The organism is Thermoplasmatales archaeon (assembly GCA_014361245.1).
Classification (GTDB): domain Archaea; phylum Thermoplasmatota; class E2; order UBA202; family JdFR-43; genus JACIWB01.
Genome location: JACIWB010000006.1, coordinates 1 through 23,483 on the forward strand (window position 1 = coordinate 1; position 23,483 = coordinate 23,483).

The following is a 23,483-nucleotide window of genomic DNA, read 5'->3' on the forward strand; positions in this document are numbered from 1 at the left end:
TATATGCTCTCCTACTAAGACTTTTGACCATAATTCCAGATCTCTCAAACTCATATCAAAAAACACCATCAATATATAAAGAGCTACATATTGTGTAGGTGATAATTTAAATGATCTTCCTCTTGTGCTCTTTTTCTCAAATGGTTCTCCAATTTCATCAGCCAATTCTATAAGAAATTTTAATATTTTCTTAACATCAAAATCACTAAATTTTTTGTTATATTTCTTCCAATAACCTTCTTTCTTCATTTTCCCATCCCCTTTAATAGTAATCTAATTTGGGTACATTAATTTTTTGATTAATCGACAACCCCCTGAAGACAGAAAAAATTAAAAATTAGAAATATATTGCGAGTATGCCGACAATAATTGAAAAAATTTTTCAAAACCATACAGGAGATAGGGTAGAAGTTGGTGAAACAATATGGCTCGAAATTGACTTAAGAACCGCACGCGACTTTGCTGGGGCAAATGTTGTAAAAAATTTAATTGAAAATTATGGAGGAAATTATGTAAATAATGCTTCAAAAACATTTTTTACATTTGATTGCAATGCCCCAGCAAATACAATTGAATATGCAACAAATCACCAAATATGCAGAAAATTTGCAAGAGAAAATGGAATAAAAATTTATGATGTAGATAGTGGTATAGGAAGTCATGTTGTAATTGAGGAAGGGCTCGCATATCCAGGCGTAACCGCGGTTAGTACAGATAGTCACTTCAATCTTTTAGGGGCAGTGGGGGCATTCGGACAGGGAATGGGAGATGTGGATATTGCCTTTGCTTTTAAAACAGGAAAGATATGGTTTGAGGTTCCGCCAACAATAAAAGTTAATTTTCTTGGTATGCCATCTGACGCATGGAGTGCCAAGGATTTAGCCCTTCTCTGTGTAAAGGAATTGAAAAGGGTTGCACTAGGAAAAGCAATAGAATTTTATGGAGATATAATTGATTCCCTCTCACTCGATGGGAGAATAACTCTCTCTTCAATGGTTACTGAAATGGGGGGAATAGCTGGTTTTATTACTCCAGATAAAAGAATAATAAGTTTCTGTGAAAAAAATTCTGGAAAGAAAATAAAGCCAGTATATGCTGACGACGCAAACTATGAAAAGGAAATAGATATAGATGTAAGCACTCTTGAACCAATGGTTGCTCTTCCTCCTTCCCCAAGTAATGTTAGGAGGGTGAGGGATGTTGGAGATGTAAAGATTGATAGTGTTTTTATCGGCTCATGCACAAATGGAAGAATGGATGACATGCTTTCTGCATGGAAAATAATAAAAGGAAAAAAGATAAGCGAGGATGTAAAAATGAAGATAGTTCCAGCAACCAGGAGAATATGGAAGGAAATGCTTGATAAAGGCTTGATAAAAGATTTTTTTGAGGCGGGGGCTATAGTTAGCCATGCATGCTGCGCCGGATGCGCTTCGGGGCAGATAGGGATGACGGGCATTGATGAAAATCAGGCATCTACTTCAAACAGGAATTTCAAGGGAAAGCAGGGGGCGGGTAATACATATCTTGTGTCGCCAGCAACAGCGGCTGCGAGTGCTTTAAGTGGATATATTACGGGAGGTGATGAGATATGAAAATATGCGGGAGGGTTTGGAAATTAGAGAAGGATGGGAAATTGATTGATGATATAGATACAGATATGATTTATCATAACAAGTATTTACACATAACTGATAAAAAGGAGATGGGAAAATATGCTTTCAGCAATTTACAGGGATGGGAGGATTTCCCTAAAAAAGCAAAGAAGGGAGATATAATTTTTGCTGGAGAAAATTTTGGATGCGGATCATCTCGCCAGCAAGCGGTGGATTGCTTTATTCAGCTAGGTATAAATGCAATTGTTGCAAAATCTTTCGGGGCAATATATAGGAGAAATGCAATAAACAGCGGACTTGTGGTAATTGAATGCAAAGATATAGATAGAGTAGATATAAAAAATGGGGAAGAGATAGAGATAGATTTGATAAAAGGAGAAATAATTAAGAATGGAAAAATTTTAATAAAAGCAACACCAATGAGCGCCATTCAATATGCTATTTATAAAGCAGGAAATCTTTTTGAATACGCAAAGTCAATTCAATGAGTACATTCTATTACTTTATGAATTATTTCCTGCACACCATTTATTAATCTGTTGGACAACTCTATCAGGAGCATTTCCTCAAGGGTTTCTTCCTTTATTATTTCCATTTTAATCCCCTCCCGCGGGTAAAATGTAAAACAAAAAGGTATATAATATATTTTCTAAAAATTTTAATATTTCTTGACTTCTATTTTATCTTCCATATATATTCTCATCCCATCAAAAGCGGATATCGTTGGCACACCTGTTTTTTCAGATAACCAGTTTGCCTGCTCTGTTGCATGAGGTATTGTTTTCAATCCCATATGCGTAAGAACCGCAATTTCTGGTTTAACTCCTTCTATAAGGCCTGCGGCGTCTTCGGTGGATAGGTGAAAAGGTATTTTTCCATTAAGAGGGCGTGTTAGGCAAATTATAAGGATTCTGCTCCCTTTATGCGCTTTTATTAGTTCATCAAAGATTTGAGTGTCGCTTGTATATGATAACTTTCCATTTTCAAGATTTATTTGGAAGCCAACGGTTGTTTTATCAGAATGAATTGCAGGAGTAATAATCATTTCATACAATTCTTTTATTATTATTTTTTTTCCAGGTTTTGCAACCATGACATCTTTCACCAAATTTTTATGATAAAATGATATAGGGCGGTAGTTATTTATTCCTTCAATAACACTCTCACTTCCTATAAGCATTCCTCTCTTAATTTTACCACCCATTGTCATTGCCTCAATCAATATCTCCGCATCATTGTAGTGGTCTGGATGGGCGTGTGAAACAAAAATAACATCTGTTTGAGTTGGATTCAGATTAAGATTATACATTTCCACAAGAGCACCCGGCCCGGGATCAGCATGCATAAGCAAACCTTTTTCCGCTATGTATATACCTCCAGTTTTTCTACGCTGGAAGATAGTTGCAAATCTCCCTCCGCCGGTGCCAATGAATGTTATCTTGCTCATCACCCAGAAATACATTTAATCCTATAACTTTTTTGCAAAGGGAAAAAAATATATAAAAGTTATATATTCAGTGGAAAGATGGTAACAGTTGAGGAAAGTTTATGCAGGATTGAGATACTGAAGGAAGGAAGAGAATTTATTGCAAGGGCCAAAATGCAGGGGGGAACAAAAGAATACAGAAATACAATATTTGAAGACTTACTAAGAGAGCTATTCATCGACCTACAGGAAGAATTTGGAGAAATTTGATGGTTGTAAAAGATAAAGTTGGAAGACAGAGATACATATTATTTACTGCAGAGCATGAAAAAGTAAGATTAATTAAAGAATACAAAAATAAATTGAAATTAATATTTTACGATGGAAAATATGGGTTGGTTAAATGCTCGCATCTTGAAAAAGAAAAAGTTATAAATTTTTTAAATTCAATAGATTGTAAAACTTTATACACTTCTGGAACAATAAAGAAAATAAGAAAAATTCTCAATAATTTTTCGAAAGACGGAGCCAGCTAACGCTTTTTTCCCCACAAATAAGACATTTTTCTTCGCATTTTTCTTCCTCAACAGGAATACCAAGGCTTTTCATTGAAAATTTTTCCTCCGCCTTTTTTCCACACTCCTCTTTCCCACACCATGGAATTTCTAAAATTCCTTCTTCAATTTTCTCCTCTTTTATTCTATGTATATTTTCTTTTAAAAATTTTTCCGCATTTTTATAAAGTCTTTTATCATATTCTTTCAATTCATTTTTTATTCCTTCTATATCATCTCTTCCAATAGTTTTTTTGATTCCATCTCTTGAAACAATTGTAATAACATTTTTTTCAATATCCTTTGGTCCTATTTCAATTCTGATAGGGATACCTTTTAATTCCCAGTCAAAAAATTTACTTCCAGGTGTTTTATCCTCTCTAAAATCAATAAAACTTCTTATGTCATTTTTCTGAAGTTTTTCATTCAAATGATTACATTCCTCAATTATTTTTTCTTTCCATCCCTTGAAAAATATAGGTATGATTACAACCTGTATCGGCGCTATGGATGATGGTAACTTTATCCCTTTCTCATCTCCATGCAGTCCTACGATAGCTCCTAAAACTCTTTCAGACATCCCATATGTTGTCTGATGGCAGTAATAATGCTTCCCATCAAGCCCTTCATATTTTATCTCAAATGGACGGGAAAAATTCTCCTTATATTGATGTATTGAACCAACCTGCAAGCTTTTAGTGGATGGCATAAGCACATCTAGTCCGATTGAGTAATCCGCACCCGCAAACTTATCCCAGTCGGGGCGCCTGCTCGCAATGAAGGGAATGCAGAGGGCAGAAAAAAATGATTTGGCAATTTCCAGATCCTCCTTTATCTGTCTTTCCGCATCTTCAAAATCTTTGTGGCATGTGTGGGCTTCAAAAAAATGAATTTCTCTAACCCTTATAAATGCCTTTGTCATTTTTGTTTCATATCTGAATGTATTTACAATCTGAAATGTTTTTAGAGGCAGGTCAGCGTGTGAGCGAATCCATAGAGAAAAAATGGAATATAAAGCGGTTTCTGAAGTTGGACGCAGAAGCATTTTTTCATCAAGTTCATTATCGCCCGCATGAGTAACCCAGTATACTTCAGATGAAAAACCCTTTATATGCTCTTCTTCTTTTTTAAAAAGACTTTCTGGAATTAGAAGAGGGAAATAAACTTCCTGATGCCCTGTTTTTTCCATCTCTTCTCTTATAATTTTATCTATATTTTGCATTATTTTCCAACCATATGGTTTCCATATATTCATACCCTTTATAGGGTATCTTTTGTCACATAAATCTGCTTTTTCAACTATTTCATTATACCATTCATCAAACTTTTCTTTATCAATCATCCTAACAGAAAATATTTTCATATTAAAATAATTAATGCAAAACACAACAAATTTATAAGCACAAAAATACTTCATGGAAAATGAGTAGCTATAATCCATTTGAGGTTGAGAAAAAATGGCAGGAAAAATGGCAGGAAATGAAAATTTACAGATTTAAACCAGGAAAAAAGCCCGTCTATTCCATAGATAACCCTCCAAGATATGCTTCTGGAGCACTTCATATAGGGCATGCTGTTCATTACACCCATATAGATTTTGTTGCAAGATATAAAAGAATGCGGGGCTATAATGTATTTTTTCCTCTATGCTTTGATGTAAATGGAATACCAATTGAAGAAAGAGTTGAAAGGAAATATGGAATAACAAGAAAAAATATAGAGAGGCATAAATTCATCGAGCTATGTAAAAAGTTTGCTGATGAAAACATAGAAGAGATGATTCGTCAATTTATCATACTGGGACATTCAATGGATGATAGCATTTATTATAGAACAGATGCTGAATATTTTAGAAGGCTTACCCAGATTTCTTTTATAAGACTTTACAAAAAAGGGCTTATTTATAGAGGAAAATTTCCTGTAAATTGGTGCCCTAGATGCATGACCGCAATGGCAGATGCTGAAATAGAGCATGTTGAAAGAAAAACATTGCTAAATACAATAAAGTTTTATCTTGCAGAAAGTTGCAAGGGAAATGGAATAAAAAAAGATGAAAGAGGTAGCTATATTGAGATAGCAACAACCCGCCCCGAAATGCTTTCCACATGCCAGATTGTTGCTTTAAATCCAAATGACGAGAGAAAATTAAATTTGGTTGGAAAAGAAGTTATAGTTCCAGTATATGGAAAAAAAGTAAAGATTTTTGAAGATGAAAGAGTTGATCCAAATTTTGGGACAGGAATAGTAATGATATGCACAATCGGGGATAAAGATGATTTGGAATGGGCAATGAAATATTCCTTGCCAATTGAGATATGCATAAATGAAGATGGAACGATGAATGAACTTGCGGGAAGATATAAAGGGCTAAGAATAGAGGAAGCGAGGAGAAAAATAATAGAAGAGTTAAAGAAAGAAAATTATATCACTAGACAGGAGGAAATTGAGCAGAGCGTCGGCGTGTGCTGGCGGTGCAAAACACCGATAGAATTTATAAATGCGGAGCAGTGGTTTTTGAAAATGTTGCCTATAAAAGAGGAAATAATTGAAGTTGCTAAAAGAATGGAATGGTATCCAGATTATATGTTTAAGAGATTTGAGGAATGGGTGAATTCACTTGAATGGGATTGGGTAATTTCAAGGCAAAGATATTTTGCCACTCCCCTCCCCCTGTGGGAATGCAAAAATTGCAAGGAAGTGGTTCTTGCTGATGAAAAAGATTGCTATGTTGACCCAACAATAGATAAACCCCCTTTTGATAGCTGTCCAAAATGCGGTGGACCTCTGAAAGGATGTGAGGATGTTTTCGATACCTGGATGGATTCTTCTATAACTCCTCTATTCAACACTTTCTGGGAAAGAGATGAAAATCTTTTTAAAGAACTCTATCCAATGTCGCTCCGCCCGCAGGCGCATGATATTATAAGAACATGGGCTTTTTATACAGTTCTGAGATGCTACCTCCTTACAAATGAAAAACCCTTTGAGGAGATAATGATAGATGGGTTTATACTTGCCCCAGATGGAAAGCCGATGCATACTTCTCTTGGAAATGTCGTTGACCCGCTTGAAGTAATAGAAAAGAATGGAAGCGATGCTCTGCGATATTATGCTTCAACTTGCAAACTTGGTGAGGATAATCCATTCCGCCCAAAAGATGTTGTTAGAGGAATAAGATTGATGAACAAGTTATGGAATGTTGAAAATTTTATAGGGAATCTAATTAAAAGTAAGCCAGAAAAATGCGAGCTGAGGATAATTGATAGATGGATTCTTAGCATATACAGCAGGGTAATTAAAAAAGCAACTGAATATATGGATAAATTTGAATTTTCTAATGCAATGAAAGAAATTGAATATTTTCTCTGGCACGAATTTGCAGACCACTATATAGAAATGGTAAAACATAGAATTTATGAGCAAAAGGATGAAGCATCTTTATACACTCTTTATGTTATAGGACTTGGATTGCTCAAGGCATTTTCTCCATTTTTACCATTTATAACAGAGGAAATTTATGATAATTTTTATAAGAAATTTGAAGGCGATGAAAGCGTGCATACCTCAAAATGGCCTGAACCAATTTTAATAGATGAAGAAGCGGAAAGAGAAGGAGAGATAGTTAAAGAAGTAGTATCTGAAATAAGAGGATGGAAAAGCAAAAATGGAATACCATTGAATTCTTCGTTATCAAAAGTCATAATATATGGTAATGTAAAGGAGGAGGACATAATTTCTGGAACTCTCAAAATAAAGGAAATAGTTTATGAAGATAAGTTGAATATTGAGAAAATAGCTTTTCCAATTTATAGCAAAATTGGGCCATATTTCAAGGAAAAAAGCAAAATTGTTATAGAGGAAATTAACAAAAATGGAAAGAAAATTGCGAGGAAGATTGAAGAAGATGGATTTTATTCTTTCAACTTTAAAGGAGAAGAAATAAAGATAGATAAGGAATTTCTGGATATAAAAGAGGAAACAAAGGAAAATCTATTAAAGGCTGGAAATATATTCATCTTAGTAGAAAAATGATGAAAAAAACAATTGCCAAGATAATTGCAATAATTGTAATATTAATTATGATTTTATCAGGATTTATTGCAATTTTTTATAGGTAAGTTTTATTTCCTATAAATGCATTTTAATCATGCTCAAAATAAATTTGCTAAATATGAAAATGAAAAATCCTCTTATGCTTGCTTCTGGCGTACTTGATTTAACCAAGGAGAGCATGGAGAAATTTAAGGATGCTGGAGCGGTTGTTACAAAATCTGTTGGAAAGGAAGAAAGAAAGGGATATAAAAATCCTGTTTTTTTTGAAACAGAATGTGGAATATTAAATGCAATTGGGTTAGCAAATCCTGGAATAGATAATTATTTAAAAGAGATAAAGGACATAAAAATAGATAATCTTATTGGAAGTGTATTTGGAAAGGAAGCAGACGAATTTTTATTTGTAGCAAAAAAATTTTCAAGATATGTCAAGGCAATAGAAATGAACATGAGCTGTCCCCATGCAAAAAAATTGGGGGCGGAATTTCCAGATGAAGAGATAAAGAATGCTGTTGAAATGGTAAAAGAAGTGGGTAAGCCTGTTTTTGTGAAGATTAGCGCAGAAAATTCTTTAAAGAGAGCGGAGCTTGCCATCGAAGGCGGAGCCGATGCAATTGTTGCTATAAATAGCATAAAGGCGATGGCGATAAATATAGAAGTTAAAAAGCCAGTTTTAGGCAATATTTTTGGTGGATATTCAGGAAAAGCAATAAAGCCGATTGGGTTAAGATGTGTTTATGAAATTGCAAAAAATTTTGATTTGCCCGTTATAGGTGTCGGAGGAATATTGAATGCAAGAAATGTTATTGAATATATGATGGCGGGCGCGAGGGCGGTGCAAATTGGCGCAGGGTTATACTATAAAGGAGAAAAAATATTCAAAGAAATTTGCAAAGATTTGGAGAAGTGGTTAGAGAAAAATGGATATGAAAAAATAGAGGATATTGTAGGAATTGCAATTGAAAAATAAGTTTATTAACCGCTTATGTATTTTAAATAGTGGAGAAAGTTGATATTGTAATAGTTGGAGGAGGCATAGCTGGCTTAAGTTTAGGAAAATTTCTTGCAGAAAAAGGTGTGCCATTTGTAATATTTGAAGAGCATGATGAATTTTTTAAAAAAGCATGTGGGGAAGGAATAACTCAGAAAATTGCTGGATATGATTTTTTAGAGTTATATGGAAGTAAAAAAGGGGTGGAAAGGGAAATATGGGAAACAATTATATATACAAAATATGGAAAAATTCCTCTTGAAATGCCAATTCTTATGATAGATAAGAAAAAAGTTGAAGAAGAATTTGCAAAAAAAGCAGAAAAGCAGGGGGAAATAAGAAAGGGTGAAAAAGTTAAAAAAATAGAAGACGGGATTTTAATTCCACAGAATATAAAAGCAAAATTGATTGTTGGAGCAGATGGATTTTTTTCCATAACAAGAAAATATATAAATGTTAAGCCACCAAAAGAAGCTTTTGCAGTTGAAGGATACAAGGAAAATGTTGAAAAAGATGAAAGCAAATGCCATGTTATTTTGGAGGATAAAATGGTGAAACATGGTTATGCATGGTATTTTCCTAAAAAGAAAAGATGGAATATAGGAATTGGCTCTTTCAATAAAAAATATTTTAAAGAAGGATTTGAAAAATTCAAAAAGGAAAATTATTCAGTTGAGTGGAGAGGGGCATATATTCCAATGGGCAAGCCACTTCCTTCTTATGGAAAAAATGCTATTCTGGTGGGAGATGCCTGCGCCCATGTTTTTTCGAATGTGGGGGCGGGGAATATGCCCTCTATAATCTGCTCTTATATAGCTTCTGAATGCATTGAAAAATGGGTGAAAAATGATAGATATGAACTTGAAGAATATGAAAGAAGATGGAGGGATGTGCTTGGCAGGCAACTCAAGTATTCATATTATGCAGGAATTATATTTTTCAAGTTGATAGGAAGTGAATATATGAGGCATAGAATTTTAAAAAGAATTTGCAGTATTGTTTCAAAATTTTATAGAAAGATGTGCTAAAGATATATTATTCCATTTTCAGTTATTATTCCAGTTATATATTTTGAAGGAGTTATATCAAATGCTGGATTTCTTACATTTTTTGGTTTATAGGAATAAATTGAAGTAACTTCTTCTCTACTTCTTTCCTCAATTTTTATTTCCTTTCCATTTTTTGCTTTTTTATCAAAAGTGCTTTCAGGGGCAGCAACATAAAAAGGAATGTCATTTTCATAAGCAACAACCGCTTTTTCATATGTTCCTATCTTATTTACAACATCATAGTTTTTTGCTATCCTATCCGCTCCAACTATAACCATATCTACTTCTCCTTTTTCCATTAAATAGCCAGCGGAATTATCAACTATAACAGCATGCTCTATTCCTTCATTTTCAAGCTCCCAGGAAGTAAGCAAACCCTGCAATCTTGGTCTTGTTTCATCAACCCAGACAAAAATATTCTTATTCTTTGCCATCCTTAATGGGGCGAGAGCTGTTCCATAATCAACTGTTGCAAGCGCTCCCGCATTGCAGTGAGTTAATATTTTCGCATTTTTCTTTATTAATTTTTTTCCTTCCTCTCCTATTCTCCTGCATCTTTCAACAATTTTCCCAGTATATTCCTCCGCAACCATTAACGCATCTTCCCCATTCTCAATTTTTTTAATCACATAATCAATTGCATAAAATAAATCATGGGCGGTTGGTCTGCTTTTTTTAAGCAACCCCGCAGCTTTTTTTGCATTCTCAGCCATAGCAATGCCATAAGCGGCGGCGCAACCGATGGCGGGTGCCCCTCTTACCACCATTTCCCTTATTGCATATGCGACTTCTCTTTCATTTTTTGCTTCAAAAATTTCAAAATGAGAGGGAAGTTTTCTCTGGTCAATAATTCTGAGGCAATTTTTTTCAAACCATAGGCTCCTCATCTGCTTTCCTTTTACAAGCATTTTCCACCTCCTTCAGTGTTTTTCCAGTTATAATTTTTCCAAATCCTTCTATCTCCACTTCTTTTTCATTTCTCAATTTTTTCAATGCTTCCATCGCAACTTCAAATTTTGCCTTACCCTTTCTTCTGAAAATTGCTATTGCATTTATTTCTTCTTTACTGTAAAGCAGGCAGTGAATTGGTGCATCCTCGCACGGTTCTTTAATTCCTATAACCATTGCAACATCATTGGCTGGATTATAATCTACAATTTCAACAAAATCTGAATTTTTTAAATTACTGAAATCTACTTGCGAGGCATTTATTAAAATTCTTTTCCCGTATCTAACGCTTATACTGAATTTATCATCTTTTTTATGGCATATTTTTTTTAATTCCTCCACCAGCGGATTTTTTATCTCTTCATAAGAAAGGAAAAAAGTATTCATTTTAAAGGAATCATGCATAGAAAAATAAAATCCTCATTTCCTTTGTTTTTGAATTGATGCATTTCATTTGGCAAAACAAGGACAAAGTTTCCTGGCTTAAGTTCATGCTCCTTACCCTTTTCATCAATTATTGCTCCTTTTCCTTGCAAAACAAAAACTTCATGTTCCCAGTCATGCCTGTGAAGAGGTGTATGCCCATCTTTACCAACAACAAATCTCCTCATTGCAAAATTTGGGGCAATTTTTTCATCTATAAGCCATTGAATTCTAACATTTTTCGCTCCTTCTTCATTAACCTCTTTCTCATCTATTTCTGCATAATTTTTTACAATCATAAAACAAAAATATTTAAGGAATATAAATAATGCTCGAAATCATCTATGAAAACATGCAAATCTATATCCTTCCAAATCAATTGTAATAAATTTATATCCAAGCTCTTTTAGTCCCTTTATAATTTCCTCTCTTATCTCTTTTTGAAAAATTTTCTCAATTTCTTCCAGTTCTATTCTTGCAATAGGAAAGTGGTCTCTAAGCCTTACAACATTGAAGCCAAATTTTTTCAGCAATTTTTCTCCTTCCTCGATTCTTTTAAGGGAAGCAGTTGTTATGGGCACATCAATTGGAATTCTCGAAGCTAAACAAGCATTGGATGCTTTATTCCATATTGGAATTCCCATTTCCTTTGATATGTATCTTATCTCTTCTTTCCTCAGCCCTGCCTCTTTTAGCGGGCTTCTTACTCCTTCTTCAGCAAGAGCTATTTTCCCGTATCTTATATCTTCCTCATCTTCAGCATTTGTTCCATCTGCAATCCAATTAAAATTTCTTTCTTCAGCAATTTCTTTCAATTTTTTAATAAGAATTTTTTTGCAAAAATAACATCTGTTGAAAGGATTGGATGAAAAATTAATGTTTTCAAGCAATGAGTAGTTAATTACTTCATGGCTAACATCTAAAAGCTTGCAAATTTTTTTTGCATCTTCAATATCCTCTTTGCTTTCTACTTCTGTTTGAGCTGTTACAGCGAGTAAATTTTCTTTTCCAATAACTTTTCTTGAAACAGCAAGAAGAAATGTTGAATCAACTCCTCCAGAATATGCAATTATAAAGCGACCCATATCTTTTAAAATTTTCTCCAATTTTTCCAGCTTATCATTTAACATCATTTTTAAATTGTTTTTAAATATTTAATGATATTACCTCATGCTTTCAATAATAATACTTGCAATAGTTTTCATTCTAATAGCAATAAGGAGAATAGGAAAAATTAATCTCCAGATATGGCAGATAATGCTTTTCGGTGCAATAGCAGTATTGCTTACAGGACAAATTTCCCCTTTAAATGCTTTAAGAGCAATAGATGTTGATGTAATGCTTTTTCTTTTTGGAATGTTTGTTGTTGGCTCAGCTTTAGAAAAAAGTGGCTATCTGATGGAAATTTCAGATAAACTTTTCAGCAGAGTAAAATCTATTGACCAACTTCTATTACTTATATTATTTACAATGGGTTTTCTTTCAGCAATTCTTATGAATGATACAATTGCAATTATAGGCACACCACTGATGCTTATTTTATCAAAAAAATATAAGGTCGAGGCGAAGTTGCTTTTATTAACACTTGCATTCGCTGTAACAATAGGAAGCACTGCAAGCCCTATAGGAAATCCCCAAAACCTTTTAATTGCTGGAAAACTCCATGATCCTTTTTCAACCTTTTTTAAATATCTTTTTATTCCATCAATAATAAACATTTTCATAGCCTATATAATCCTGAAAATTTTCTGGAGAAAAAAATTAAAAATAGAGAAATGCCATCAGGAAGAAAAAATGGAAGGAGATGCAACCCTTTCCAAACTCTGCAAAATTTCTATTTTAATTATTTTAATTATGATATTTATGAGAATAATCGGAATAAACATAAAACTTGTATATATAGCAACATTTGCATGTTTGCCCATACTAATATTCAGCAGGATTAGAATTGAAATAATAAAAAAAGTTGATTGGCAAACCCTAATTTTCTTTGCATCGATGTTCATAGTTACAAAAAGTGCATGGGAAGGCGGTTTCTTCCAGAAAATGATGGGAAGCGCATCAATCGAGACAATTTTTCTTACAAGCACAATTTTCAGCCAGTTCATCTCAAATGTTCCACTTGTCGCTCTCTACCTCCCGATGCTCCCAGCAAGCTCAATAAAGGAGATGATGGCGCTCGCGGGCGGCTCCACGCTCGCTGGCAATCTCTCCATATTGGGGGCGGCGAGCAATGTGATAATAATTCAGAGTGCAGAGAAGAGGGGGACGACAATTACTTTATTTGAGTTTGCGAAGGTTGGAATTCCGCTCACGATTTTGAATGTTCTTGTTTGCTGGCTATTCATACTATTTATCTAATTATCAATGCTTCCGAGTGTAAAATATTTCCTTTTCTCCAAAATATCCTTTATTTTAATAATTTCATCTGATATTTCTTCCCTAAATTCTGGTATTTTTTTATTAATTCCTCTTTCAGTTACAAAAAATGATATAAATTTGTGTGGAGTAAAATCAAAATAAAAATTTCTTATTTTCAAATTTTTTATATTTGTTTTCCATATCTCTTCCCTATTTTCTTCTTTAATTGCGACAAAAGGAAATCTTTTATAAGAGGATGAGAGAACATAAAAAGGTTTTTTATTCATTTTTGCAAAAACAGCAAGTGGATATGTGCCCACTTTATTTACTATTCCGTCATCAAGAATTGCATCCGCCCCAACAATTACAGCATATACATCCTTAATAAAAGAATAAATTGCACAATCAGCAACAAGCGTTACTTTTTTCCCAGAGAGATTTTTTGCAAGAATTCTTCCTTCATATCTTGGCCGAGCTTCAGAGCATATAACTTCTGCTTCTTTTGAGAGAAAAAACTTTTCAACAGTAGAACTTCTGCTGTAAGTTAAAATTTTTGAAAAATTAAGTTTCATTGAATTTTTTAAAACTCCATCATTTGCCTTTTCAATCAATTCAAATTTTTTTATCGCATCCTCACCATAAATGAATGAAAAATTTGCTATATTCCATATCGAACCCATTGAAGGATAGAGAGAAAGGAAGGATAGGCATTCATCAAAAATATTCTTTTTTCCAAGAAATTTTTTTATTCTCCTTATAAATTTATTTTCTATCTCACTTGCCCCAGAAATTCTATCCTGCCTCATGCTATATAAAGTCCGCCATTTACATTTATTGTTTCGCCAGTAATATAATCTGAGAGATTGCTCGCAAGAAAGAGGCATACATTTGCAACATCATCTGGTAATCCAATTCTTTTAAGAGGTATTTCATTCACCCTGCGCCTCCTTTCCTCCTCGCTGTAGTTTGCTATGATATCTGTATCTATTATACCAGGAGCAATTGCATTCACATTTATATCTGGAGCAAGTTCTATTGCCAAGCTTCTCATAAGTCCCAAAAGCGCGGACTTTGAAGCAGCATAGTGCGCTCCATGAGAAGAGCCCCTTAATGCTAGCTGGGAGGAAATGAAGATTATTTTTCCTTTTTTCATATAAGGCAGGCAGCATTTGCACATGTTGAAAGATGATTTAAGATTAAATTTTATTGTTTCATCCCATTCTTCCTCGCTTAAATTATCAAATTTTTTTCTCTTATATATCCCTGCATTGTTTATTAAAATATCAACTCCTCCAAATTTCTTAACAAATTTTTCAACTAATCTTTTTGCTTCCTTAAAATCTGATACATTTCCTTTGAGCAAAATTCCATCTGAAAGTTTTTTTACTTCATTCAAAACCTTCTTTGCTTCTTCTTCACTTTTTAAATAATTTATCCCAACTTTTGCACCATTTTTTGCAAAAAGAATTGCGGTTGCCTTTCCTATCCCGCGGCTTGCTCCAGTTATTATTGCCCTCTTACCTTTCAGCATTTTAGCAATCTGCACATTTTAACTACTGCCTCAACCGCATCTTTTGCCCTGTCTATTCTTTCCTCCGCCTGCAATCTTGTTATTCCGTGTCCCGTTATTGCCAAGCCAACAGGCTTTCCATATTCTACCGATAAATCCATTATTTTCCTGCAGGCATTGTGCATAACAACTTCATCATGCTTTGTTTCTCCATGAATGACTGTTCCAATTGCAACAACACCATCAACATTCTTCATAATGCTTTTAACCCCAAGAGGTATTTCAAAAACACCAGGCACTTTTAATATTTTAACAACCTTTGCTCCAAGAAAATCTGCGTGCTCTTTCGCTCTTTCAAGCATCATCATTGTTATATCATAGTTGAACTCTGACACAACTATTCCTATTTTTATTTCTTCCTTCATTGCTGTTATATCTTTTACTATATTTATGTTTTTTCTGAAAAATATTTAAGTTCATCAAAATTTATTTGCATGGAAAAAATTTACAAAATGCCAAAAAAGTCATTTTATACAAAAAAAATTGCAAAAGGATGCAAGATTTGCCAGAAGGGAGCGAAGCTTGTTTTACTTATAACTGGATTGTGCTCCTCAGCCTGCTTTTATTGCCCCCTTTCAGAAAAGAAAAAGGGAAAGGATGTTATATACGCAAATGAAAAACTTGTTGAAAAAAAAGAGGATATAATTGAGGAAGCAGATCTCATAGATGCGGAAGGAACCGGCATAACGGGTGGCGACCCCCTGCTTGTAATTGATAGAACTGTTGATGCAATAAAAATGCTAAAGGATTATTTTGGCTCAGCCCATCATATTCATCTCTATACTTCAACATTTGATATTGAGAAAATTAAAGAGATTGAAAAAGCGGGCTTAGATGAAATAAGATTTCATCCACATACTGAGCATTGGAAAAATATAGAGGAAATAAATTTTGGGGAATTGATTAAAAATTGTGGAATTGATAAAGGGGTTGAAATTCCTCTCATACCTCATTTAAAAGATGAAACAATTAAACTTCTTGAAGATTTGCAGAAATATGATATTGATTTTGTAAATTTAAATGAGCTTGAATTTTCGGTAACAAATGTTGATGAGCTGAGTAAATATGGATATGTTGCAAAAAATGATATTTCATCGGCTGCAAAGGGAAGTGAGGAAATGGCCTATGAGCTTGTGGAGAGAAATTTTTCAATTCCTATTCATTACTGCTCCTCTTCTTTTAAAGATGCAATTCAGTTAAGGAAGAGAATAGAGAGAAGGGCGAGGAATGTTGCAAAAATTTATGAAATTATAACTGAAGATGGAACACTTCTTAAAGGAGTAATTTTTGCTGAAAAAGATAAGCTTGATGAAATAATTAAAAAATTTGAAATAGACGAAAAATTGATTGTATGGGATGAGAAAAAAAAGAGAATAGAAACATCTCCCTTTATTTTGGAAGAGATAGTTGATTACTTGCCATACAAATGCTGCATTATCGAGGAGTATCCAACCGCTGATAGACTTGAAGTGGAGATAACCCCTCTTAACTAAATTCCCGCCTCTTTGATAAAATTTCTGATAATATCTTTTATTTCTCCTTCCTCATTAAATCTCAATAAATTCATATTTTCTTTAACTATTTCTTCAACCTCTCCTATTTTTAATTTTTTAATTCCATCAGCTTTCATGAAAAGCAATTTTTCTATCAGAGAAAATGCGACTATTTCCCTCAAATTATAGACTTCTTTATTTGTAAAGAATATTATTCCAACTTTATCTTTTGCTCTAAATTTCATATCTGTTGCAACACCATAGAGCCCACCGGTATGCCCTATATAGGTTTCATTTCCTCTTTTCCATATCTGCCATCCCAAACCATATTGAAAATTATATTTTTTGCTTTCATATTGCACTTTATGCATTTCTTCAACACTCTCCTCGCCGAGTATTCTTACTCCTTCATATACTCCCCCATTCATATGTGCTATCAAAAATTTTGATAAACTAATTACATTTGTGCGAAGCCCGCCAGCTGGGTAATCAATTATGCTGTAATGGAGCAATGGATAATATTCACCTTCAAAAACATATGGAACTGCAACATTGCTTACATTTAAATTCCATAAAATGAAACTTGTATTTTCCATACCAATTGGATCAAAAATGTTTTTTCTGCAGTAATCTTCAAAGTTTTGCATAGAAACTATCTCCACAATATATCCAAGCAAGGAATAACCAACATTTGCATAATTCATCTCCTCTCCTGGCGCATAATCAGCCCATACCTGTGGCTTATAATTTATCCCTCCTGGTATCAAATATTCCTCAAGCCATGGATATGGATATCCAGAAAAATTCAGAGTTGCAGGAAAATGGCAATAGAAGGCAGGCGGGTCGCTCGCCAGGCTTGATTGATGGGCGAGTAGCATTCTTATTGTAATTGGTTTATCTGGATAATTTGGATTTCTTAAATTGAAGGGAAGATAATTATTAACATCATCATCCAAGCCCAATAAACCTTTTTCATATAATTGCATTATAGCGGTTGCTGTTATTGTTTTTGATATCGACGCAACTAAGTATATTACATTTTCATTCGCTTTTTTATTATTTTCTCTATCATAAATTCCATATCCCTTACTCCATACAACTTCATCGCCTTTAACTATGCATGCTGAAAGAGATGAAAAATGAGCGATTTCCATTATTTTTTCAATTTTATTATCGAAATCATTTGAATAAATTTTTGAATTTTTCAATATTTTCCCACTTGAAAATGTTATTAAAAGCAAAATTACCATGCAAAATACTGCTATTTTTTTCATAAAAATAATTTCATTGCGGGTATAAATATTTTGATTTTATTTGACTATTTCTTCCTTTTTTAAATCTTCCTCTATTATGGTTCTAAATGTTTCAAAGCCAACAGAGCGAGATATTATCTTTTTTGCTCCCGCTTCTATTAACTTTCTTGCTTTTTCTGTTCCATAAAAAGCAGTAAAACCGTAAATTTTTGCAGATGGATCAATGTTTAAAATTTCTTTAGTTGCCTCAATTCCATTTTTGAATGGTAACCCTATATCAACTATAACAATATCTGGCTTTTTTCCTTTTTCAATCAGATATTTATATTTTTCAATTCCTTCCTCACCATCATAAGCAGAAACTATTTCAACATTCAAGCTTGCTAAATATCTTTTTATCAGATCCTGTATCAACTCATCATCCTCTATTACGAGTATTAATCTCCTGTTTCCTAATTTTGATAGCATATTGCTAACAAAATAATTTCGGGTATTTAAACATTTCTATTATAAAATTTTAACATATTCCATTCCATCACTTGCATTATTTCTGGAGTAATCATATGCAAAAACTTCAAAATAAGATTTTTTAAATAATGAATGAGGCAGATTAAATGATAATGGCTCAATATATTGCTCTCCTAAAATTTTTCCATCTATCCTGTATTCAACAAGAAGTAAAGCATCTTCCTCTAACTCAATTTTTGCTTCAATTTTCCCTATAATAACCGTATTTTTTGATGGCATCAACTTTTTTCCAAAAGCATAAATAAAGCCTTTTTCAGGATAAATTATTTTTACAACCGGCTTCTCAAAGTCTTCTACATATTTTTTACCAGCTCCTATAATAAGCAATGGCTTCAATCCTTCAAAATTCAATTTTTCCCCTATCATAAAATTATGAATTGCATTTGCTGAAAGATTCAAAGAGGTTGCTTCAAGCAATAAATTCTGCCAGATTGCGCCCGCCTCATAAAACCATGCCCATGAGCTACCCGCCTTGCTTTCATTAAGATAAACAAAAATCAAATCAGCATTTCTCGCCCAAGATGGCTCGACCTCACTTCTCACATCTCCTTCAATTATTGTTTCAAGAGAATGATTTGCCGGCATATAATGGAAAAATCCAGATGAATTTGCAAAAAATATTTCAAGAGGATAAGTAGCATGCGAGCTCGGCACAGTGCGGTGGCGCCAACCCTGCGAGGCGTCGAAAAAGTAGGAGTAGCCATAGGAAGCCCATAGCAACTGAGATATTTCTCTTTCGTTAAGCCCTCCATATAAAAATGCTTCTATATTTTCTTCGGTCATTGCATCGACCAAACTTTTTCTGCCTCTTTCTGGAAATGGAAGGGAAGTGTTATAGGGAGAATAGGAAAAATTGTATGGTTTTAACGGATAGCCAACGGGCATAATTATAAGTGGCTTCTCATCAATTGGCAAGCCAATATAATAAAGTTCATATGCCTTTCCAGCTGTTGTTACGGTTCCCAGGCCAAGAGAATTTGAAATAAAATATATGTTCTGCCCGATGCTCCCCATTTGAAATGCTGAAAAATTCTCATTTTTTCCACGGCTTTTATTCCATGTCAGTCCTATTTTTATATAAGCAGAATCATAATCCCCTACCCATCTGAAATCTCCTTTTCTGAAAATTTTTAAGGAATGATTTAAAGGAATATATTTATACACCCCTTCTTTCATTATCACATAAATATTTACCGCATCCCTCCCATCTATGCTTGATATTTTTGAGGTTGCCCATAAAAGAGAGGAAATGTTTTCCATGGATATTTCTTTTTCAGAAAATTCTCTTATTGAAACTCTTCTTGAAATGGCATCTTCAAGAACAATTTCTGGTAGATATGGAGGTGGTAAAAAGATATAATCGCCGGATGAGGAAAATAAAAGCAAAATTGTTAGAAAAATTATTTTTTTCATTTTATCTCATTCATCTGAAAAGCTCTCCCAAAATATATTTCATGAGGAAGAATTATAGGAATTAAAAAACTTGTTACTGGAATTGGAGCAACATAAGATATGTTTCCATTGTAATAAACATCCGCCTTTACAAATCCACATGGAACTTCTTTTAAATTAACACTTGCCCCTAAGAAAGATATTCCCAAAACAAAAATGCTCGTCATAAATGCATAAATTTTTTTCATGTTTTTATATGTATAAAAATATATAAATTTATTGGATTTAAATGCATGCAAATCTGCGAAATAAAAGAAATTGTGGAAAACTCACCATACCATAAAACATTTTTCTTTTCATGTGATAAATTGAAAAAAGCCTTGCCAGGCCAGTTCATAATGCTATGGCTGCCAGGAATAGATGAAATACCAATGTCATTAAGCTATATAGGAAGCAGGCAGGCAATAACAGTGGAAAGAGTTGGAGAAGCAACAGAAAAACTTCATCGCATGAAAGAAGGAGATAAAGTTGGAATAAGGGGAGCATATGGAAATGGCTTCCGCGCAATCGGCAAAAAAGCCCTTTTTGTGGCTGGCGGCACGGGCGTTGCGCCGCTGATGCCACTAATAAGAAAATATAAAGGAGAGAAGCATGTTATTCTTGGTGCAAGGAATAAGGAATTGCTTCTTTTTTTGGATGAACTTGAGGAGATTGCTGAAATTTATATCTCAACAGATGATGGGAGTATTGGCTTCAAAGGATTTGCAAGCGATGTTGCAGAAAAGATTATGGAGGAGGAAAATTTTGATGTTGTATATACCTGCGGGCCAGAAATAATGATGAAGAAAATTCTTGATTTGTGCAAAAAAAATAAGATAAGAATGCAAGCGAGTTTGGAAAGATATATGAAATGCGGGGTTGGGATATGCGATTCATGCGCAATAGATGGATATCATGTTTGTAAGGATGGCCCTGTTTTCGACGATAAAATTTTAGAGAAAATTAAAGATTTTGGAAAATTCAAGAGAAATGAGGCGGGTAAAAGAATAAAGATATAGTTATTTCCATGTTTCAATAAATTTTTCAAAGCTTCTATCATAAGTTTTCTCAATTTCTGGAGGGAAAAAACAAGCTGGCATCTCTTTATTTCTTAAATGATATCTGAGGCATTCACAGCATATTCCCTTCCTGCTACATGGCTCATAGGTGCAAGGACATTCCTTTAAATTTCTCTCCTTTTTACATTCCATATTTCATCACCTCTTCTATTATTTTTTTATGATCAAAAGCAAGTTCTGGCAAATTATCTAAATCAAAAAATCTTGCATCAACCGCATCATCTCCAGCTTTTGGCTCATCCTCAGATTCAACTAAAAATACTATTGATATTACATGCCCTCTTGGATCTCTATCTGGATCGGAATAAACTCCAAATAATTTTTTAATTCTTACATTCATTCCAGTTTCTTCCTTTAATTCCCTGATTATTGCTTCCTCCACTCTTTCACCATACTCAACAAAGCCACCTGGTAAAGCCCATTTTTCCTTGAATGGCTCATTTTTCCTCTTTACCAAAAGAACCTTTCTATTTTTTATTAAAACCCCATCAACTGCTAAACTCGGCTTCATATTATCAACGAAAAAACATTTACTCTTTCCTCTGCAGCATTTCCAACTTCATCATATGCAACAATTTTTATTTCATGAAATCCAAATGCTGGCTCTTTCCATGTCCATGAAAATGGCCTTTCATAAGAAATATTTTTTATTTTTCCATCTATATAGAATTCAACCCACGATGCATCCGCATCCACTTCTATTTTTATCCTTCCGATTACTACAGCAAATTTTGCATTTATTTCAAATATTTCCTTTCCAAAAATGTATAGCTTTCCCTCTTTTGGTTTAATAACATTTATTGAAGGAGGAGAAAAATCAAAAATGCAGAAAGCATCTGAAATTGCTGGCTTATTCTCAGTATAATTTTCCCTTCTTAATATGCTATAAAACTCATAGTAACCTTCTTCCTCTGACATGAAATCGATTTCATATTTATTTTCCATAGTGCAGTAAATTTTCCATTTCCCTCCAAGCCCAATTTTTTTCCTGTAATATAAATCAATTGTTGAATTTTCTTCCGCTTCAACCCAAACTTTTATTGAGTTATTCGATTTTTCATCGCTTACATAAGCCCTTGAAGTTAGTGGCATAGTTAGAATTTCAATTGTGGGGTCACCAAGCAAATTATATTCATATAGGGTTAGATAATCATATTCATTTTTAAATGTAAGTGTAGTTATATAGTCTATTTTTGACCTCGAAAATATTTCGCCAACACTTTTGCATCCATCATAATACGCCCTGAAAAATGCCCTGTCAAGATAGCCCGCCAGCCCCGATTTTATTGCATTTCCCAGATATACATACGCCACCCTACTGCTGCCAGAATATGCAATTGCCCCGTAATTGCTCAAAACAAATTTTTCTCCAAAGCAATCGGTTGTGTCAAATTCATTTGTTGAGCATGCCATTGCAAAAACAACTGGGAAATATCTATTTCTAAGCAAGTTTAAATCATCAACCCAGAAGCCGCCACTCTCCCAACCCATACCATATGGATTTCCATGAGAAGCAAAATTCAAGAGTAATGCTCCTTCATTTATAAATTTTGCAATATTAAATGCATTTGCATCCCCGTTCTTTTTATAGTCATTAGTCTCATATAGTCTAATTACATCAAGGTTTATGTTCTTGTTTATTTCTTCCTTCAAATATTCTCCCTCCCTTTCAATTGTATCCCAGAAAAGCTCAACTCCAACTGCTATTGCCCTCATAGGAGGGGAGGAATAATTTATTATCTTTTCAACCACAATATTTAATTCATTTTCATCGCTAACAGGAAGGCGAGATAAATATACATCAGGAGCTAAATCTGGCTTATCTTCAATTCTCTCGCCATATTTTTTATCCCTATCATTATCCCATGAGGAAAAAGATCCATTTGCATAGTATATGTCTGCGTAATAAAGATCACAGGGAGCTTCATTTGGATCTTCTATAGCAAGGGAAGCATACCTAACAGGAAATATATCCGCATCCCCTACAAGCATAACATATTTTATTCCCCATTCCTCAATTGCATTTTTTATGAAATACTTCACTTTTTCAGCATCATCCCTGCCATTTCTCGCTACATTACTACTATAAATTTCATTAAGTCCTACTACTATTGTCTTTATTCCTTTGCTTTCCTTATGCTGTTTTAATGTTTCAAGCTCATTAAGCCATGCATCTGGTGAAATTATTAAGAAATCATATAGCGAGGCGCTTTCGGTTTTTTCTGGCAAAACATAATCAATTTTTACATCAAATTCTGCATGCAAAACTTCATTTCTCAAAGCATTATATCTGAAAGGATAAAGATATAAGGAAAGGAAAATTACTCTTTCGCCATTATTTATTCCTGCATGAATTTCATATTCATACCAACTTGAAGGATAAAACTCATCCCTGCTATATATCTCGCTTTCTTTTATTTCAAATTTTTTTGGATATGGAGCGGGAGCTGGCTTTATTTTTTCCTTTAATTTTATCTTTTCAACATTTTTCTCCTTTACTTTTACTTCCTTTATTTCAGTTCCAGATGGAAATACATATGTTTCATATTCATATGGCAAAACTGGATAGCCTTCTTTATAGATAAAATTTGTATAGCCAGAAAAGATATTTTCATTGCCTTCATAATTTACCGCTGGATAAAATGGCATTTGAAAAAGGAAAATAATTAATGCTATAATTAATTTCTTCATGCTTTGAATATTATTCT

At 33.6% G+C, this 23,483-nt stretch carries 27 protein-coding genes; 10 read left to right on the forward strand and 17 right to left on the reverse strand.

The window, feature by feature from the left end; translation table 11 throughout:
* The coding region (locus H5T45_01900) for a hypothetical protein (GenBank protein MBC7128470.1) at positions 1 to 249 on the reverse strand (249 nt) is incomplete at its 3' end.
* A 107-nt stretch (positions 250 to 356) separates the two neighbouring features.
* On the opposite strand from H5T45_01900, the gene H5T45_01905 reads away from it, so the two are divergent.
* Together H5T45_01905 and H5T45_01910 are read left to right on the forward strand one after the other, a co-directional pair.
* A complete protein-coding gene (locus H5T45_01905; GenBank protein ID MBC7128471.1) occupies positions 357 to 1,595 on the forward strand; it encodes a 3-isopropylmalate dehydratase large subunit in 1,239 nt (412 codons plus the stop codon).
* Positions 1,592 to 2,104, forward strand: coding sequence for a 3-isopropylmalate dehydratase (locus H5T45_01910; GenBank protein MBC7128472.1), 513 nt, complete (start codon positions 1,592 to 1,594; stop codon positions 2,102 to 2,104). The genes H5T45_01905 and H5T45_01910 overlap by 4 nt, the downstream gene beginning before the upstream one ends.
* 170 nt (positions 2,105 to 2,274) lie before the next feature.
* On the opposite strand, the gene H5T45_01915 is transcribed toward H5T45_01910, so the two are convergent.
* Complete coding sequence (locus H5T45_01915) at positions 2,275 to 3,063, reverse strand: MBL fold metallo-hydrolase (GenBank protein MBC7128473.1); 789 nt, start codon at positions 3,061 to 3,063, stop codon at positions 2,275 to 2,277.
* A 78-nt stretch (positions 3,064 to 3,141) separates the two neighbouring features.
* Here H5T45_01915 and H5T45_01920 point away from each other — a divergent pair, with 78 nt between their 5' ends.
* Both H5T45_01920 and H5T45_01925 read left to right on the forward strand, forming a co-directional pair.
* The gene (locus H5T45_01920; GenBank protein MBC7128474.1) at positions 3,142 to 3,312 is read left to right on the forward strand and encodes a hypothetical protein; all 171 of its coding nucleotides are present in this window, start codon (positions 3,142 to 3,144) and stop codon (positions 3,310 to 3,312) included.
* Positions 3,312 to 3,578 carry a hypothetical protein gene (locus H5T45_01925; GenBank protein MBC7128475.1) on the forward strand — a complete coding sequence of 89 codons (267 nt, stop codon included), beginning with the start codon at positions 3,312 to 3,314 and terminating at the stop codon, positions 3,576 to 3,578. Before H5T45_01920 ends, H5T45_01925 begins: the two co-directional genes overlap by 1 nt.
* On the opposite strand, the gene H5T45_01930 is transcribed toward H5T45_01925, so the two are convergent.
* On the reverse strand, positions 3,547 to 4,938 hold the full coding sequence (locus H5T45_01930; GenBank protein ID MBC7128476.1) for a proline--tRNA ligase: 1,392 nt from the start codon (positions 4,936 to 4,938) through the stop codon (positions 3,547 to 3,549). The genes H5T45_01925 and H5T45_01930 overlap by 32 nt on opposite strands.
* Positions 4,939 to 5,018: 80 nt before the next feature.
* On the opposite strand from H5T45_01930, the gene H5T45_01935 reads away from it, so the two are divergent.
* The 3 genes from H5T45_01935 (at position 5,019) to H5T45_01945 (ending at position 9,668) form a co-directional block, all read left to right on the forward strand.
* Complete coding sequence (locus H5T45_01935; GenBank protein MBC7128477.1) at positions 5,019 to 7,628, forward strand: valine--tRNA ligase; 2,610 nt, start codon at positions 5,019 to 5,021, stop codon at positions 7,626 to 7,628.
* 115 nt (positions 7,629 to 7,743) lie between these two features.
* Entirely contained in the window at positions 7,744 to 8,619 is an 876-nt protein-coding gene (locus H5T45_01940; protein MBC7128478.1) for a dihydroorotate dehydrogenase, read from the forward strand.
* A 29-nt stretch (positions 8,620 to 8,648) separates the two neighbouring features.
* On the forward strand, positions 8,649 to 9,668 hold the full coding sequence (locus H5T45_01945) for an NAD(P)/FAD-dependent oxidoreductase (GenBank protein ID MBC7128479.1): 1,020 nt from the start codon (positions 8,649 to 8,651) through the stop codon (positions 9,666 to 9,668).
* Here the strand turns inward: H5T45_01945 and mtnA are convergent.
* From mtnA to larE, 4 genes are read right to left on the reverse strand one after another with little or no spacing between them, the layout of a single operon-like run.
* Positions 9,665 to 10,597, reverse strand: coding sequence for an S-methyl-5-thioribose-1-phosphate isomerase (mtnA, locus tag H5T45_01950; GenBank protein ID MBC7128480.1), 933 nt, complete (start codon positions 10,595 to 10,597; stop codon positions 9,665 to 9,667). The genes H5T45_01945 and mtnA overlap by 4 nt on opposite strands.
* On the reverse strand, positions 10,557 to 11,024 hold the full coding sequence (locus tag H5T45_01955; GenBank protein MBC7128481.1) for a class II aldolase/adducin family protein: 468 nt from the start codon (positions 11,022 to 11,024) through the stop codon (positions 10,557 to 10,559). The genes mtnA and H5T45_01955 overlap by 41 nt, the downstream gene beginning before the upstream one ends.
* Positions 11,021 to 11,359, reverse strand: coding sequence for a cupin domain-containing protein (locus tag H5T45_01960; GenBank protein ID MBC7128482.1), 339 nt, complete (start codon positions 11,357 to 11,359; stop codon positions 11,021 to 11,023). The genes H5T45_01955 and H5T45_01960 overlap by 4 nt, the downstream gene beginning before the upstream one ends.
* A gap of 39 nt (positions 11,360 to 11,398) precedes the next feature.
* Entirely contained in the window at positions 11,399 to 12,190 is a 792-nt protein-coding gene (larE, locus tag H5T45_01965; protein ID MBC7128483.1) for an ATP-dependent sacrificial sulfur transferase LarE, read from the reverse strand.
* A gap of 40 nt (positions 12,191 to 12,230) precedes the next feature.
* Between larE and H5T45_01970 the strand changes: the two genes are divergently transcribed.
* A complete protein-coding gene (locus tag H5T45_01970) occupies positions 12,231 to 13,421 on the forward strand; it encodes an anion transporter (protein ID MBC7128484.1) in 1,191 nt (396 codons plus the stop codon).
* Here H5T45_01970 and H5T45_01975 read toward each other — a convergent pair.
* The 3 genes from H5T45_01975 to H5T45_01985 are packed head-to-tail and all read right to left on the reverse strand — an operon-like array spanning position 13,418 to position 15,356.
* Positions 13,418 to 14,227 carry a hypothetical protein gene (locus H5T45_01975; GenBank protein ID MBC7128485.1) on the reverse strand — a complete coding sequence of 270 codons (810 nt, stop codon included), beginning with the start codon at positions 14,225 to 14,227 and terminating at the stop codon, positions 13,418 to 13,420. The genes H5T45_01970 and H5T45_01975 overlap by 4 nt on opposite strands.
* Positions 14,224 to 14,952, reverse strand: a complete 729-nt coding sequence (locus H5T45_01980; GenBank protein MBC7128486.1) for an SDR family oxidoreductase — start codon at positions 14,950 to 14,952, stop codon at positions 14,224 to 14,226. The genes H5T45_01975 and H5T45_01980 overlap by 4 nt, the downstream gene beginning before the upstream one ends.
* On the reverse strand, positions 14,946 to 15,356 hold the full coding sequence (locus H5T45_01985) for a 6,7-dimethyl-8-ribityllumazine synthase (GenBank protein ID MBC7128487.1): 411 nt from the start codon (positions 15,354 to 15,356) through the stop codon (positions 14,946 to 14,948). Before H5T45_01985 ends, H5T45_01980 begins: the two co-directional genes overlap by 7 nt.
* Before the next feature lie 87 nt (positions 15,357 to 15,443).
* Between H5T45_01985 and H5T45_01990 the strand changes: the two genes are divergently transcribed.
* The gene (locus H5T45_01990) at positions 15,444 to 16,484 is read left to right on the forward strand and encodes a radical SAM protein (protein ID MBC7128488.1); all 1,041 of its coding nucleotides are present in this window, start codon (positions 15,444 to 15,446) and stop codon (positions 16,482 to 16,484) included.
* On the opposite strand, the gene H5T45_01995 is transcribed toward H5T45_01990, so the two are convergent.
* The 4 genes from H5T45_01995 to H5T45_02010 are packed head-to-tail and all read right to left on the reverse strand — an operon-like array spanning position 16,481 to position 19,905.
* Entirely contained in the window at positions 16,481 to 17,758 is a 1,278-nt protein-coding gene (locus H5T45_01995) for a beta-lactamase family protein (protein ID MBC7128489.1), read from the reverse strand. The two genes, H5T45_01990 and H5T45_01995, sit on opposite strands and share 4 nt — an antisense overlap.
* A gap of 36 nt (positions 17,759 to 17,794) precedes the next feature.
* The gene (locus H5T45_02000) at positions 17,795 to 18,205 is read right to left on the reverse strand and encodes a response regulator (GenBank protein MBC7128490.1); all 411 of its coding nucleotides are present in this window, start codon (positions 18,203 to 18,205) and stop codon (positions 17,795 to 17,797) included.
* Between the two features lie 39 nt (positions 18,206 to 18,244).
* Positions 18,245 to 19,678 carry a nitroreductase family protein gene (locus H5T45_02005; protein MBC7128491.1) on the reverse strand — a complete coding sequence of 478 codons (1,434 nt, stop codon included), beginning with the start codon at positions 19,676 to 19,678 and terminating at the stop codon, positions 18,245 to 18,247.
* Positions 19,675 to 19,905 (reverse strand): hypothetical protein, encoded by a 231-nt coding sequence (locus H5T45_02010; protein ID MBC7128492.1) that lies wholly within the window; start codon positions 19,903 to 19,905, stop codon positions 19,675 to 19,677. Before H5T45_02010 ends, H5T45_02005 begins: the two co-directional genes overlap by 4 nt.
* 45 nt (positions 19,906 to 19,950) lie before the next feature.
* On the opposite strand from H5T45_02010, the gene H5T45_02015 reads away from it, so the two are divergent.
* The gene (locus H5T45_02015) at positions 19,951 to 20,715 is read left to right on the forward strand and encodes a dihydroorotate dehydrogenase electron transfer subunit (protein ID MBC7128493.1); all 765 of its coding nucleotides are present in this window, start codon (positions 19,951 to 19,953) and stop codon (positions 20,713 to 20,715) included.
* On the opposite strand, the gene H5T45_02020 is transcribed toward H5T45_02015, so the two are convergent.
* From H5T45_02020 to H5T45_02030, 3 genes are read right to left on the reverse strand one after another with little or no spacing between them, the layout of a single operon-like run.
* Positions 20,716 to 20,907, reverse strand: a complete 192-nt coding sequence (locus tag H5T45_02020) for a hypothetical protein (protein ID MBC7128494.1) — start codon at positions 20,905 to 20,907, stop codon at positions 20,716 to 20,718. It abuts the gene before it with no gap.
* Complete coding sequence (locus H5T45_02025; protein ID MBC7128495.1) at positions 20,897 to 21,286, reverse strand: NUDIX hydrolase; 390 nt, start codon at positions 21,284 to 21,286, stop codon at positions 20,897 to 20,899. The genes H5T45_02020 and H5T45_02025 overlap by 11 nt, the downstream gene beginning before the upstream one ends.
* The gene (locus H5T45_02030) at positions 21,283 to 23,466 is read right to left on the reverse strand and encodes a hypothetical protein (protein MBC7128496.1); all 2,184 of its coding nucleotides are present in this window, start codon (positions 23,464 to 23,466) and stop codon (positions 21,283 to 21,285) included. Before H5T45_02030 ends, H5T45_02025 begins: the two co-directional genes overlap by 4 nt.
* Between the last annotated feature and the right edge of the window lie 17 nt (positions 23,467 to 23,483).